11 protein-coding genes are annotated in these 13,056 nt (G+C 71.8%); 5 read left to right on the top strand and 6 right to left on the bottom strand.

Features of this window, described 5'->3' with window-relative positions; translation table 11 throughout:
- Nucleotides 1–58: 58 nt before the first annotated feature.
- A complete protein-coding gene (locus tag ACGF5O_RS16420; RefSeq protein ID WP_393810559.1) occupies nt 59–1,069 on the bottom strand; it encodes a LacI family DNA-binding transcriptional regulator in 1,011 nt (336 codons plus the stop codon).
- Nucleotides 1,070–1,269: 200 nt separating this feature from the next.
- Between ACGF5O_RS16420 and ACGF5O_RS16415 the strand changes: the two genes are divergently transcribed.
- Genes ACGF5O_RS16415 through ACGF5O_RS16405 form a run of 3 tightly spaced genes read left to right on the top strand, consistent with a single transcriptional unit; the run spans nt 1,270 to nt 4,117 of the window.
- Nucleotides 1,270–2,064 carry an ATP-binding cassette domain-containing protein gene (locus tag ACGF5O_RS16415; protein WP_393810558.1) on the top strand — a complete coding sequence of 265 codons (795 nt, stop codon included), beginning with the start codon at nt 1,270–1,272 and terminating at the stop codon, nt 2,062–2,064.
- The gene (locus ACGF5O_RS16410) at nt 2,061–3,095 is read left to right on the top strand and encodes an ABC transporter permease (RefSeq protein WP_393810557.1); all 1,035 of its coding nucleotides are present in this window, start codon (nt 2,061–2,063) and stop codon (nt 3,093–3,095) included. The genes ACGF5O_RS16415 and ACGF5O_RS16410 overlap by 4 nt, the downstream gene beginning before the upstream one ends.
- A gap of 17 nt (nt 3,096–3,112) precedes the next feature.
- Complete coding sequence (locus ACGF5O_RS16405) at nt 3,113–4,117, top strand: ABC transporter substrate-binding protein (RefSeq protein WP_393810556.1); 1,005 nt, start codon at nt 3,113–3,115, stop codon at nt 4,115–4,117.
- A 98-nt stretch (nt 4,118–4,215) separates the two neighbouring features.
- Here ACGF5O_RS16405 and ACGF5O_RS16400 read toward each other — a convergent pair whose 3' ends face one another.
- The 5 genes from ACGF5O_RS16400 to ACGF5O_RS16380 form a co-directional block, all read right to left on the bottom strand.
- Nucleotides 4,216–5,724: a cellulose-binding domain-containing protein gene (locus ACGF5O_RS16400; protein ID WP_393810555.1), complete on the bottom strand. Its 1,509-nt coding sequence runs from the start codon at nt 5,722–5,724 to the stop codon at nt 4,216–4,218.
- A 332-nt stretch (nt 5,725–6,056) separates the two neighbouring features.
- A complete protein-coding gene (locus tag ACGF5O_RS16395) occupies nt 6,057–7,376 on the bottom strand; it encodes a radical SAM protein (protein WP_393810554.1) in 1,320 nt (439 codons plus the stop codon).
- Nucleotides 7,377–7,434: 58 nt separating this feature from the next.
- Nucleotides 7,435–8,109 (bottom strand): pyridoxamine 5'-phosphate oxidase family protein, encoded by a 675-nt coding sequence (locus tag ACGF5O_RS16390; protein ID WP_393810553.1) that lies wholly within the window; start codon nt 8,107–8,109, stop codon nt 7,435–7,437.
- Between the two features lie 103 nt (nt 8,110–8,212).
- Entirely contained in the window at nt 8,213–9,280 is a 1,068-nt protein-coding gene (locus ACGF5O_RS16385; RefSeq protein ID WP_393810552.1) for a LacI family DNA-binding transcriptional regulator, read from the bottom strand.
- Between the two features lie 49 nt (nt 9,281–9,329).
- Nucleotides 9,330–10,337, bottom strand: a complete 1,008-nt coding sequence (locus ACGF5O_RS16380; RefSeq protein ID WP_393810551.1) for a hydroxyacid dehydrogenase — start codon at nt 10,335–10,337, stop codon at nt 9,330–9,332.
- 141 nt (nt 10,338–10,478) lie between these two features.
- Here ACGF5O_RS16380 and ACGF5O_RS16375 point away from each other — a divergent pair, with 141 nt between their 5' ends.
- Nucleotides 10,479–11,732 carry an FAD-binding protein gene (locus ACGF5O_RS16375; RefSeq protein ID WP_393810550.1) on the top strand — a complete coding sequence of 418 codons (1,254 nt, stop codon included), beginning with the start codon at nt 10,479–10,481 and terminating at the stop codon, nt 11,730–11,732.
- Between the two features lie 78 nt (nt 11,733–11,810).
- Nucleotides 11,811–13,046 carry an ROK family transcriptional regulator gene (locus ACGF5O_RS16370; RefSeq protein WP_393810549.1) on the top strand — a complete coding sequence of 412 codons (1,236 nt, stop codon included), beginning with the start codon at nt 11,811–11,813 and terminating at the stop codon, nt 13,044–13,046.
- Nucleotides 13,047–13,056 lie beyond the last annotated feature (10 nt).

Below are 13,056 nucleotides of genomic sequence, written 5' to 3'. Positions count from 1 at the left end.
GGCGCGGGGAACTGCGTGACCAGCCGCGACGGCGGCGCGCCCGGCACGCGGCGTTGCCCTACGCGGCGAACGGTCCCGGTAGCTCTCCCGAACCCCGTCGGATCAGCCGGGTCGGCATGACCACTGTGCGGGGTGGGGAGACGTCGCCGTGGATGCGGGCGAAGAGGAGGTGGGCCGCGCTGGTCGCGAGGGCTACCGGGTCCTGGGCGATGACCGTGACGGGCGGGGTGAGGCGGGAGGCGAGCGCGAAGTCGTCGAAGGCGACGAAGGCGAGGTCGCCGGGGGCCGCGGTGAGGGCGCCGAAGGCGAGGAGTTCGTTGCCGGCGAGGAGGGCCGTCGGGGGGTCGGGAAGTGAAAGCATGCCGGTGACGGCCGCCGCCGCCTCCGCGCCGGTGCGCACGGCGTCCCTGACCAGCGCCGGGTCGGCGGCGATGCCCGCGGCCGCGAGCGCCGCCAGAAATCCCCGTCGGCGTTCGCCGAACGTCCAGATCTTCGGCGTGTCGCCTATGTAGCCGATCCTGCGGTGGCCGTGGGCCACCAGCTGGTCCACGGCCCCGCGCACCGCGCCGAAGTTGTCGACCACCACGGCGTCCACGTCGAGGCCGGGTGCCGCCCGGTCCACGCAGACGATCTTCGTGCCCTGCGCCTGCGCGGGCCGCAGGAAGCGGTGGCTGCCGGCGGCCGGGGTGAGGATCAGGCCGTCGACGCGGCGGGCGGTGAACGCGGCGATCACCTCGCGCTCACGGCGCAGGTCGGCGCGGCTGGAGCCGATGAGCATGATGCTGCCCCGCTGCCGGGCGACGTCCTCGGCGGCGGAGGCGACCGCGGCCATGAAGGGATCGGTCACGTCGTCCACCAACAGGCCGATGATCTGGCTCAGTTCGTGCGTGCGGCGCAACTGCCGTGCCACGTCGTCGCGTTGGTAGCCGAGTTTGCGGACGGCGGCCTCCACGCGCGCGGCGGTCCGCGGGGCGACGGCCGAATCGCCGTTGACGACGCGGGACACCGTCATCGTGCTGACGCCCGCTTCCGCGGCAACGTCCTTCATGGTCGGCCGGGTGGCTGCCACGCCACGTCCTCCAGCTGCGTCACGTTTGAGCGTCGACTCGTTAACGTTACCAACTCGCACGCGTATCAACGGCCTTGCGAACAGCGGGAGATGAGGAGCGAGCAGCGTGCTCGGCGACCCGCTGCACCACCCTTGACACCCCGCTGTGGGCGCCCCAAGAATCAGCCAAGCTGTTAACGATACCAACCAGAAGGCACAACATGGCCTCTGCAAGGGAACCACTGCTCACCGCACATGGGGTGGTCAAGCGTTTCGGCCACGTCCAGGCGCTCTCGGGCGCCGATTTCACGGCATACCCCGGCGAGGTCGTCGCCCTCATCGGTGACAACGGCGCCGGCAAGTCCACTCTGGTGAACGTCCTGTCGGGCGTGCTCGCCCCCGACGCCGGCGAGGTCCGCCTGGACGGCGCGCCGGTGCGGTTCTCCGGTCCGATGGACGCCCAGCGACAGGGCGTGGAAACCGTCTACCAGGACCTGTCGCTCGCGCCCGACCTGGACGCGGCGGCCAATCTCTACCTCGGCCGCGAGATCGTGCGCGGGGGCCTGCTCGGGCGCATCGGCGTCCTCGACCGGCCCGCGATGCGCCGCGAGGCGGTCAAGGCCTTCGCCGGACTGGGTGTGGAGCTGAAGGATGTGACGGCTCCTGTGACAACGTTGTCCGGCGGGCAGCGGCAGTCCGTCGCGGTAGCCCGTGCCGTCGCCTTCGCCCACAAGGTCATCTTCATGGACGAGCCGACCGCCGCGCTCGGCGTGGTCCAGCGCGCCCGGGTCCTGGAGACCGTCCGCAGGGTCGCCGACCGGGGCATCTGTGTCGTGCTGATCAGCCACAACATGCCCGAGGTGCTGTCGGTCGCGGACCGGGTGGAGGTGCTGCGGCTGGGCCGGCGCGTCGCGTCGTACACGGCCGCGGACACGACGATCGAGGAGCTGGTCGGGGCCATGACCGGCTCGCTGGACGGGCCGAACGGCACCGGGGAAGCGGAGGGCGCACGATGACCGCGCAGAGCGAGAAGGCCGCGGCGGCCACGGGCGGCCGGGCCGCGCCGCCCGACTGGTTGCGGCGTGCGGCAACCCTCAACGAACTGTGGACCTTTGTCATCCTGGTGGCGCTGGTCCTGTTCTTCACGATCGCGGCGCCGGGCAAGTTCTTCACCACGTACGACATCACCCAGATCGCCGTGAACGCCGCCATCTACCTGGTGCTCGGCGTCGGCATGACGTTCGTGATCATCACGGCGGGCATCGACCTGTCGATCGGCTCGGTGCTGGTGCTGGCCGCGGTGGCGGCCGGCGAGTACAACATCCATCACGGCGGGGCGACTTCGGGCTGGGGCACGGTCGCGTTCTGTGTCGTCATCGCGCTGGCGGTGGGCACGGCGTGGGGCGCGTTGCAGGGCGCGGTGGTGGCGACCGGCAAGGTGCCGCCGCTGATCGTGACGCTGGGCGGGCTCGGCGCGGCGCTGGGGATCGCCGAACTCGCCACCGGCGGGCAGGACCCGGCCGGGGCGGCCTCCACGCACCTGCAGAACAGCCTCGGTTTCGGCAAGGTGCTGGGCATCCCCTGGATGGTGGTCCTGGCGGCCGTGGTGACCGCGGTCTTCGGTGCGGTGCTCGGCAGTACGCGGTTCGGCGAGCACACGCTCGCGATCGGTTCGAACCCGACCGCCGTCCGGCGGGCGGGCATTCCGGTGGGCCGGCAACTGGTCAAGGTCTACGGCCTGATGGGGCTGCTGGCCGGGCTCGGCGCGGTGATGTGGCTGGCCTCGTACGGCACGACGTCGATCGCCGGGCACTCCACCGACAACCTCAAGGTGATCACCGCGGTGGTCCTCGGCGGGACCAGCCTGTTCGGCGGCCGGGGTTCGGTGCTGGGCACGGTGATCGGTGTCTTCATCCCGGCGGTGCTGACCACCGGGCTGATCGTGATCGGCGTCCAGCAGTACTGGCAGGACGTGGCGGTGGGTGTGGTGCTGGTCGTGGCGGTCTACATCGACCAGTTGCGCAGGAAGACCCGGGAACGCGCATGACTAAGGAGAACTCTGTGATGGGGAGCATTCGCAGCAGGCGCCGGTTGCTGGTCGCGGTGGGCACGGTTCTGGCCCTCGGCGCGGGCGCCTCGGCGTGCGGTTCGTCCGACTCCGGTGGCAGCTCGGGGAGTTCGGGCGGCGCCAAGGGCAAGAAGGTCCGGCTGATCACCGGGGTGAAGAGCGACCCGTTCTACATCACCATGACCTGTGCCGCGCAGGCGGAGGCCAAGGCGAAGGGGATGGACTTCACGGCCGACGGTTCCGCGCAGTGGGACGTGTCGGTGCAGCGGCCGCTGCTCGACTCGACGGCCGCGTCCCGGCCCGACGGGCTGCTGATCTCGCCGGTCGACACCAGCGCGCTGACGCCGTCGCTCAAGCAGATCCAGTCGGCCGGCACCAAGGTGGCGCTGGTGGACACGACGGTGACCGACACGTCGGTCGGCATCACCCGGATCTCGTCGGACAACGAGAAGGGCGGCCGGGTCGCGGCCGACGCGCTGGCCAAGCTGATGAACGAGAAGGGCTCGGTCATCGTCATCAGCGTCAAGCCCGGCGTGTCGACGACGGACGCCCGGATCAAGGGCTTCACCGAGGAGATGGGCAAGTACCCCAACATCAAGGTGCTGCCGACGCTCTACGACAACGACCTGCCGGCCACCGCGGCCTCCCAGATCCAGTCGACCCTCGCCGCCCACCCGGACCTGGGCGGGGCGTTCGCGGGCAACACCAACACCGGCACGGGCATCGCCACCGGTCTGAAGCAGGCCGGCAAGCAGGGCACGGTGAAGGTGGCCGCGTTCGACGCGGAGCCCGACGAGGTCGCCGCGCTGAAGGCGGGCACCCTCCAGGTGCTGGTCGCCCAGGACCCGGCGGCGATCGGCCGGCAGGCGGTGGACCAGCTCGCCGACGCCTTCGAGGGCAAGTCGGTCACCAAGTCGATCGGCACCAACATGGTGGCGATCACCAAGGACAACATGGACGAGCCGTCGGTCAGCAAGTACTTCTACAAGTCACAGTGCTGAGCGGGGATTCGGACAACCCGATGTGACGTACGGTCAGCGGCCGGGCGGACCCACCCTCTTGGGCCCTCCCGGCCGCCGGTCGTGCGGGCGGATCCGGCTCAGTTCAGCGAGCAGGAGGCGCCGTTCAGCGTGAAGGCGTACGGCGTCGAGTTGCTGCCGCTCCAGGTGCCGAGGAAGCCGAAGGACAGGGTGCCGTTCGCGGTGACCGACTGGTTGTAGTCGGCGGCGTCGGCGGTGACCCGGCCGCCGCTCTGGCTGACGGTGGCGTCCCACATCTGGGTGACCTTCTGGCCGTCCCGGAAGGACCACTGGACCCGCCAGCCGGTCAGGGCCTGGGTGGTGGTGACGGTGACGGTGGACTGGAAGCCGTCGGTCCACTGGTTGACCAGGTCGTAGGAGACCTGGCAGGAGGCGGCCGCGGGGGCGGAGGGGCTGGCGGAGGCGGAGGAGTCGCCGTGGTGGCCGGTGCTCGCCGTGGCCGAGGAGGTGCCCTGGGGTTCCGGGTCGGGGTTCTTGTGGCCCGGCTTCCCGGTGCCGGCCGAGGCGGAGGGGGCCGCGGAGGCGGACGCGGTGTGCGTGGCGGTCGGGTCGGTGGACGGGACGTCGACGCTGGGGTCGGCGACCGGCTGGCGGTCGTCGTGGGAGGCGGAGGTCGTGTCGTCGCCGGAGCCGCCCATCGGCATCATCGACACGCCGAGCGCCACCAGGGAGATCAGCACCGCCGCGCCGAGCAGGCCGTGCCGCAGCACCTTGCCCCGGCCGCCGCTCTCCTTCGGGTCGCCGCCATCGATCTCGGCGGTGGCCGGGCGGCCGGCGCCGAGCCGTACCTCGGCGGCGCGCCGACGGCGCTCCAGGTAGGCGAGACCGCCCCAGCCGATGACCCCGCCGGCCAGCGCCGCGGGCAGTCCGCCGCCGTGCAGCCGCAGACAGGCGGCGGCCTCGGCGCACTGCACACAGGTGGCGAGGTGCCGGGAGAGGTCGTCGGGCGTGTCGGCCGCCGAGGACCGGGTGACGGCGTCGAGGAGCCGGGCGTAGCTGCGGCACTCGGCTTCCATCGGCGTGTCGAGGTGCGCGCGGTGGCAGCGGTCGCGGAAGAGTCCGCGCACCTGCTCCAGCTCCTGGGCGACGACGGTCTGGTCGAGACCGAGCCGACGGGCCACGGCGGACAGCGGCAGCGCCTCCACCTCGGCCAGCCACAGCAGCGAGGCGTCGGCCTCCTGCATGTCCCGCAGACCGCGCAGCGCGACCGGCCGCTGCAGCGGCGGGCCCGTGTAGCGTGCGGCCTTGTCGGAGTTGAGCCACAGCCTGAGGTCCGGATCGAGCTTGTGCCCGAGCCCGCCGGCCTCCCAGGCGGCGGCCGTGTTGCGCACGGCGGTGAGCAGCAGCGGGATCATCGGGAGCCGGGCGGCGCGCCGTCCGGAGCTGCGCACCGGCGCGAAGTCCGCCTCACGGGCCTCACGCATGCCGAGCATGAAGGCCTCGGTGGCCAGCTGATTGGCCGTCAGAGAGCCGGACGTGCACAGGTCGGCATAGGAGAGCACCGCGTCCCAGCATTCGGAGAACAGCGCTGCCTCGGCGGCGTCCTGAGGGGTCGGCAGGTCGGGCATGGGTCTCCTGCATCCAAAGCGAGGTCAACTCACCGTATCGGCAACGGAGTTGGGGGGAACCTCGCGGCAGGGCCCGAGCTTTTCACGTCTCCTGCACAACTGACAAGCGGCATATTCGAAACCGGTTACCGGTGGTCGTGCCACGGATTCTCCCCGTCACCCATACCACCGGCCACCGGTGTCACGTCAATCGCCGCGTGCGGTCGTCCGGCCTCTCGGACCGGCGAGAGAACGCTTTCGTGCCCGCCGTGACCCACAACTCCGGCCCCTAGTACGGACAGCGACCGCGTTTCGACTCACCGTTCCCGAAAGTCACTTGCGACGGCCGGACGTTACGCCTTGGTCGGCTCCTGGGCCGGCAGGCTGTCCATGAAGGAGCTGACGGAGAAGACGGCACGGCCGGGTCCGGGCGGGCCGTAGCCGGGGGGCGAGGAGAGCCCGAAGTCCTCCATGGTCTGGCGGTAGGCCTGGAGCAGCCGGATGTGGTACTCCAGCGGGGCGCCCTGCGGGTTGGCCTTGCCGAGCGGGGTGGTCGGCTCCGGGCACCAGGTGGTGAAGCGGGGCGTGATGCCCTGGGACATGAAGAAGCGCAGGCCCTCGGTGGTGGAGGCGATCGCCTCGTCGACGGTCTTGAAGCCGAAGGGCTCGGCCATCTCCACGCCGGCCACGAAGTTGGGGATCACGTTGCGGGCACCGAAGATCTCGGCGGAGTCCAGGATCCGCTTGTGCCACTCGTCCCGGCCGACGTACCGCTCCTTGCCCGGGCAGTACATCTTGAACAGGTACTCGTCCCACACCTCGTAGTTGGGGTGGTAGATCTGCACGCCGTAGTCCTTGAACCGCTGCACGTCGTCCCGCGGCAGCGCCTGCGCGACGACCTTGCCGATCCAGCGGCCCGGGAAACGCTCCTCGATGGCCTTGGCGTAGTGGCCGTAGAAGTCGGCCTCGTCGCGCCCGGAGACCGTCTTGGTGATCGCGCCGCCGGTCAGCGTGTAGGCGGTGGACGTCTTCGCGGTGTCGTACCGGTCGATGATCTCCAGGGCTTCGAGGACCTCCTCGACGTCCTTCACGCCCGTGTACGGCCGCCCGGCCGCCTTGTGCTGGCGCCAGTTGTGGTTGATGTCGCAGTACTGGCACTCCTCCTTGGCGCCGAAGTACTGGCAGACCCGGAAGACGGTGAGGTAGACGAGGTAGCCCCACTGGATGGTGGGGGCGACCTCCATCACGGACTTCCCGTTGGAGAGCTTGTGCCGGTAGTACTCCGGCATCGGCGGCACCCCGACGTCGGCGATCCGCTTCCCGTCGAGGTAGAGCCCGAGCATGCCCTCCTCGTCCGCGGCGACGCGGTACGGCGAGGTGGGGTTCACGCGCACCGACACCACGGTCCGCCGCAGGTCGTACGGGCCGCCGGTGAGGATGATCTCCTCCGGCGGCCGACGCAGCGCGGCCTCGCCCAGCTCGGGCAGGGTGCCGTGGTCGAAGGAGAAGATGAAGTACGACTTCGGCTTGACCTCGCCGTTCTCGTTGTCGCTCAGCGCGGAGGGGTCGAAGGCCACACCGCCCCGAAGCAGGTCCTCCTTGAAGACGGCTTCCCTCGGTACGTGCGGGAACCTCTCCATCAGATCCTCGACCAGCGCGGTACGGCTGCCCATCCCGTGTCTCCTCCCGGCTCAGGCGTTCGGCTCCTCACGGTATGCCCCCGCCCGCGCGTCAGCCGTGCCGGGTCCCCCCTCGACGCGCGATGTGTCCCGGTACGGGGGTGTCCGGGGGCAGTGCGGGATCCGTCACCGGTGCGCCCCAGGCCGAGGTCAGCGGCAGGACGCCGGCCCACAGCCCGAGCTCCGCGTCCGGTCCGTCGCCGTCCTCCGGGGCGCCGGTACGGATCTTGACGGAGGCCTCCGCAAGGGAGAGGGCGAGGAGCGTGGTGGCGGCCAGCTCCCTGCGGCTGGGCTGCCGGGCGTACGACCACTGACCCGGGGCCGTGTGTTCGGTGAGGACGCGCAGGCCCGTCAGCCTCTCCTCGGGGTCGGTCACCTTGCGGGCGGTGCCGTGGATCACCGCGCTGCGGTAGTTGACGCCGTGCTCGAAGACGGACCGCGCCAGCACCAGGCCGTCGACGTGCGTCACGGTGACGCACACCGGGGTCCCGCCGGCCAGGCTGCGGCTGGCGACCGAGCCGTGCAGGTACAGCTGCCGCTCGTCCCGCCCGTACACCGTCGGCACGACCAGCGGCCGGCCCTCGACCACCACCCCCAGATGGCAGACGAACCCGGCGTCGAGAATCGCCTCCAGGTCGGCCCGGTCGAGGCTGCCCTGCTCGCGCAGCCTGCGATGACGGGTGAGGTCGGTCGCCGGCAGGCGCGGGGGCAGCGGTTCGGCACTCATATCCGCACGCTACCGATATCGCGGCTCGATGACCACACCGTCAATGATTACGGCTGCGAGAGACGCACAGAACAACGAAATCCGTTGACCGGGCTCCGTGCGCTCAGCCCCCGGCCACCCGCCGCGTCGACTCCCGCAGCACCACGTGCGTGCCCAGCACCAGATGCTGTCCGTCCGGCAGCTCGTCGCGGTGCAGGGCGAGGCGGACGGCGGCGCGGCCGAGTTCCTCCTGGGGTACGTGGACCGTGGTGAGCGTCGGGTAGACGTCCCGGGCGACCGGGATGTCGTCGTAGCCGGCCACGGCGATGTCGTCGGGGATACGGCGGCCGGACTCGCGCAGCGCCTGGATCACGCCCGTGGCGATCATGTCGGTGGCCGCGAAGACCGCCGTGAACTCCGCTCCGGAGGCGAGGAGTTCACGGGTCGCCTGGTAGCCGTAGGAGCGGGAGAAGACGCCGTCGCGGACGAGGCCGGGGTCCGGGGCGAGGCCGAGGAGTTCGTGGGCGCGGGTGTAGCCGGCGATGCGCTGGGCGCTGGTGGACAGGCCGGGGACGCGGCCGAGGTAGGCGATGCGCCGGTGGCCGCCGGAGAGGAGGTGGCTGGTGAGGGCGAAGGCGCCGCCCTCGTTGTCGTAGTCGACGACCGTGGCCGGGACGCCGGGGCCGAGCGGCGGGCGGCCGACGAGGACCAGCCGGGAGCCGGAGCGGTCCAGGGCGTGTGCGAAGTGGGTCATGCGGTCGTGGTAGGCCTTGTCCTCCAGGGCGCCGCCCACCACGATCACCGCGTCGGCGCGCTGCTCCCGCATGGTCTCCACGACGGCGAGGATGCGGCGCGGGTCGCCGTGCGTGGTGCAGAGCATGCACAGCCGGCCCTCCGCCGAGGCCTGCTCCTCCACTCCGCGGGCGATGTGCGCGTAGAAGGGGCCGGTGACGTCGTCGACGACGAAGGCGACCGTGTTGTTGGTGGCGCCGCCGAGCGCGCGGGCGTGCGCGTTGACCACGTAGTCCAGCTCGCGCATGGCTTTCAGGACCTTGGCACGGGTGGTGGCGGCGACCGGGTAGGTGCCGCCGAGGACGCGGGAGACGGTCGACGCGGAGACCCCGGCCCGCGCGGCCACGTCCCGTACCGTCGAGGCGTCCCCGTTCGGCGCCGGCTGTGTCCGCTTCGCCACCGCTCGGCTCCCTTTCGTCATGTGTTCAGGTCACCCTACGAGACGGCCGTCACGCGGCCCGCTCCAGGACCGACTGGTCGATGAGATGGACCAGGCCGGCACCGCTCAGCAGGCGCTCGGCCTCCTCCACGACGGTGAGGCCGAGCCGCGCCACCTCGTTGCCCTGCGAGCCCGCGAGGTGCGGGGTGAGGAAGGCGCCCGGGAGGTCGAAGAGCGGGGAGTCGGCCGGGAGGGGCTCGGGGTCGGTCACGTCGAGGATCGCGGTCAGCCGGCCGGTGCGCAGCTCCCCGATCAGGGCGTCGTGGTCGACGAGCGAGCCGCGCGAGGTGTTGACGAGGACCGATCCGTCGGGCATCAGGGCGAGTTCGCGGGCGCCGAGGAGGTGCCGGGTCTCGGGGGTCTGGGGGGCGTGCACGGTGACGATGTCCGAGCCGCGCAGCAGGTCGTCGAGGGGCAGCAGGGGGACGCCGAGCCGCGCGGCCTCCGCCTCGTCCACGTACGGGTCGGCGAGGCTCACCACCAGGTCGTGGGGGCGCAGGAGTTCGATCAGCCGGCGGCCGATGCGGGAGGCGCCGACGATGCCGACCCGGCGGTGGAAGTTGCCGATGCCGGGGACGATGTCGCCGTACGGGAAGGCGCGGCGGGCGCGCAGCAGGTCGCGGAAGGCGAAGACGTCCTTCCCGGCGAGCAGGACCATGGCGAGCGTGTACTCGGCGACGGGCAGCGCGTTGGCGGCGGCGGCCGAGGAGACGACGATGCCGCGCCGCCACACCTCGGGCGTGGTGAAGCCCTTGACCGAGCCGGCCGCGTGCAGCACCGCCCGGAGTTTCGGCGCCGCGTCCAGGGCGGCCGGGTCCAGGACCGGGCAGCCCCAGCCGGTGACGAGGACCTCGGTGCGGGCGAGCGTCTCCCGTATCCGGGGGTCGGTGAAGTCGTGCGCCACCAGAGTGGGATCGATTTCTACACACTCGCGCAGCCGCGCGAGCACCTCCGGCGGGAAGATGTGCGGCACGTTCTGGGCCGTCATGGCGAACAGTGCCTGGGGACGCTCGGGCAAGGAAGTGACCTTCCGGCTCGGTGACGCGCGGATAGCAACCGGTCTCTACCGTAGGTCTCGGCGAATGAGAGGGTCAATGGACACGCACTCCCCGGAGGACGACGGAGGGCGACGGAGGACGACAGGGATGGGACGGCAGAGATGACGGATCCGGCGCAGACGGTCACCAACTGGTCGCGCAACATCACGTACACGGCGAAGGAGTTCCACCGCCCGCGCTCGCTCGACGCGCTCCGGTCGCTGGTGGCCGGCGGTGCGCGGGTACGGGTGCTGGGCAGCGGGCACTCCTTCAACCGCATCGCCGACCCGGGCCCGGAGGGCGTGCTGGTGTCGATCGCCGGGCTGCCGCCGGTGACGGAGGTGGACACGGAGGCCCGTACGGTCCGGGTCGCGGGCGGGGTGCGGTACGCCGAACTGGCCCGCGCGGTGCACGCGCACGGCCTGGCGCTGCCCAACATGGCCTCGCTGCCGCACATCTCGGTGGCCGGCTCGGTGGCCACCGGCACGCACGGTTCGGGCGTGACCAACGGGTCGCTCGCGGCGCCGGTCCGGGAGGTGGAGCTGGTCCTCGCCGACGGCTCGACGGTGACGATCGCACGCGGGGAGGCGGGGTTCGAGGGGGCGGTCACCTCGCTGGGGGCGCTCGGGGTCGTCACCGCACTCACCCTCGACCTGGCGGCGGCATATGACATGGCGCAGACTGTATACACCGAACTCCCCCTGGACGGCCTCGACTTCCCGGCGGTCTCCGGCGCCGCCTACAGCGTCAGCCTGTTCACCGACTGGCGGGAGCCGGGCTTCCGGCAGGTGTGGGTGAAGCGGCGCACCGATCAGCCGGCCGTGGACTTCGGGTGGGCCACGCCCGCGACGGAGGCGATGCACCCGGTGCCGGGCATGCCGGGCACCAACTGCACCGAGCAGTTCGGGGTGCCGGGTCCCTGGCACGAGCGGCTGCCGCACTTCCGGGCGGAGTTCACGCCGAGCAGCGGCGACGAGCTCCAGTCCGAGTACCTGCTGCCGAGGACGGCGGCGATGGACGCGCTGCACGCCGTCGACGCCGTCCGGCGGACGGTCTCCCCCGTGCTGCAGACCTGCGAGGTGCGGACGATCGCAGCCGATCCGCAGTGGCTCAGCCCCGCCCACGGCCGTGACTCGGTCGCCCTGCACTTCACCTGGGTGGACGACCTGGCGGCCGTACTGCCCGTGCTGCGCCGGCTGGAGGAGGCGCTGGAGCCGTTCGACCCGCGACCGCACTGGGGCAAGGTCTTCGCCGCCTCGGCGGCGGAGGCGGGGCGGCGGTACCCGCACCTCGGCGACTTCCGCGCCCTCGCCCGGGACCTGGACCCCGACGGGAAGTTCACGAACCCGTTCGTGGCGGATCTGCTGCACGGCTGACGACGGCCGGCGGACTTAATTAAACCCTTAGTGTAATGCCTTGTCGAAAGCGCTTCCCAGGCCATAGCCTTGCGCCGCGTGAAGCACACATCACGTGACATCCGCACCGCCAACCGCTACGAGGTACTGCGGCACATCATCGCCGAGTCTCCCACCTCCCGGCAGGAGCTGGCGGCCGTCACCGGGCTGAGCCTGGCCACGGTCGCCACCCTCGTCGGGGAGCTCCTGGAGCTGCGGATGATCACGGAGGTCGGCTTCGAGGACTCGGCGGGCGGCCGTCCCCGGGGACTCGTCGCGGTCAACGCCTCGGGGGGCGCGCTGATCGGCGTCGACATCGCGGAGACGTACGTCCATGTCGAGCTGTTCGACCTCGCCCTGAACGTGCTGGCCCGTGCCGAGGAGGACATGCGCCCCGGCGAGAACCGGCCCGAGCAGGTGGTGGGCCAGGTGGCCGCGGCGGTCGGCGCGGTGGTGGCGCAGGCCGGGATCGAGGGGGCCCGGGTGCTGGGCGTCGGGGTGAGCGTGCCGGGTCAGGTGGACCGGGCCACCGGCGTCGCCGAGTACGCGCCCAACTGGGACTGGCACGACGTGCCGTTGCTCGACCTGCTCGCCGAACACATCGCCTACCCCATCCACCTGGACAACCCGCTGCGCGCGTGCGCGGTGGCCGAGCAGTGGTTCGGAGCGGCGCGGGGACGCGGGGACACCGTGGTGGTGAACCTCGGGACCGGGGTCGGCGCCGGGCTCGCGCTCGGCGGCGGGCTGCACCGGGGGGTCAGCAACAGCGCCGGGGAGTGGGGGCACACGACGCTAGTCTTGGACGGGCGGCCGTGCCACTGCGGCAACCACGGCTGCGTGGAGACGTACGTGGGCGCGCCCGGGATCATGCTGAACCTGCGGGAGCTGAGCCCGGGGAGCCCGCTGCTGCACCCGGATGACCAGACGGCCACCGTGGGCGCGCTGGCCCGGGGCCTGGCGGACGGTGATCCGGTCGCGGTGGAGGTCGTACGCGAGACGGCCCGTTACATCGGTGCCGGGATCGCCAACCTGGTCAACCTGCTCAACCCCGAGCTGGTCGTGCTCAGCAGCTGGGTGGCCCGCAGGCTGGGCGAGCCGCTGCTGGCGGAGGTGCGGGAGGCCGTCCGGCGGCACGCGCTCGGGCGGCCGTTCGCCGCCACCGAGATCGTCCTCTCCCCCATCCCCACCGACCCGGTCTGCCTGGGCGCGGCCACGTTCGCGCTGGAGGGCGCGCTGCGCTCGGTGGGCCTGCGCACGGGAGGGCGCCCGGGCCGCACCGTGCCGGCCGTCCGCTGACAGCCCCCGC

It is taken from the genome of Streptomyces sp. NPDC048291 (genome assembly GCF_043201715.1).
Taxonomy (GTDB): Bacteria; Actinomycetota; Actinomycetes; order Streptomycetales; family Streptomycetaceae; genus Streptomyces.
The sequence above is the reverse complement of the archived record's forward strand: the minus strand, read 5'-3'. Positions and strand labels throughout refer to the sequence as shown.

Coding starts and splice junctions, on each gene's coding strand:
- ACGF5O_RS16390 (WP_393810553.1), bottom strand. CDS start 8,109: ATGAGTGCCGAACCGCTGCCCCCGCGCCTGCCGGCGACCGACCTCACC.
- ACGF5O_RS16405 (WP_393810556.1), top strand. CDS start 3,113: ATGGGGAGCATTCGCAGCAGGCGCCGGTTGCTGGTCGCGGTGGGCACG.
- ACGF5O_RS16375 (WP_393810550.1), top strand. CDS start 10,479: ATGACGGATCCGGCGCAGACGGTCACCAACTGGTCGCGCAACATCACG.
- ACGF5O_RS16395 (WP_393810554.1), bottom strand. CDS start 7,376: ATGGGCAGCCGTACCGCGCTGGTCGAGGATCTGATGGAGAGGTTCCCG.
- ACGF5O_RS16415 (WP_393810558.1), top strand. CDS start 1,270: ATGGCCTCTGCAAGGGAACCACTGCTCACCGCACATGGGGTGGTCAAG.
- ACGF5O_RS16400 (WP_393810555.1), bottom strand. CDS start 5,724: ATGCCCGACCTGCCGACCCCTCAGGACGCCGCCGAGGCAGCGCTGTTC.
- ACGF5O_RS16410 (WP_393810557.1), top strand. CDS start 2,061: ATGACCGCGCAGAGCGAGAAGGCCGCGGCGGCCACGGGCGGCCGGGCC.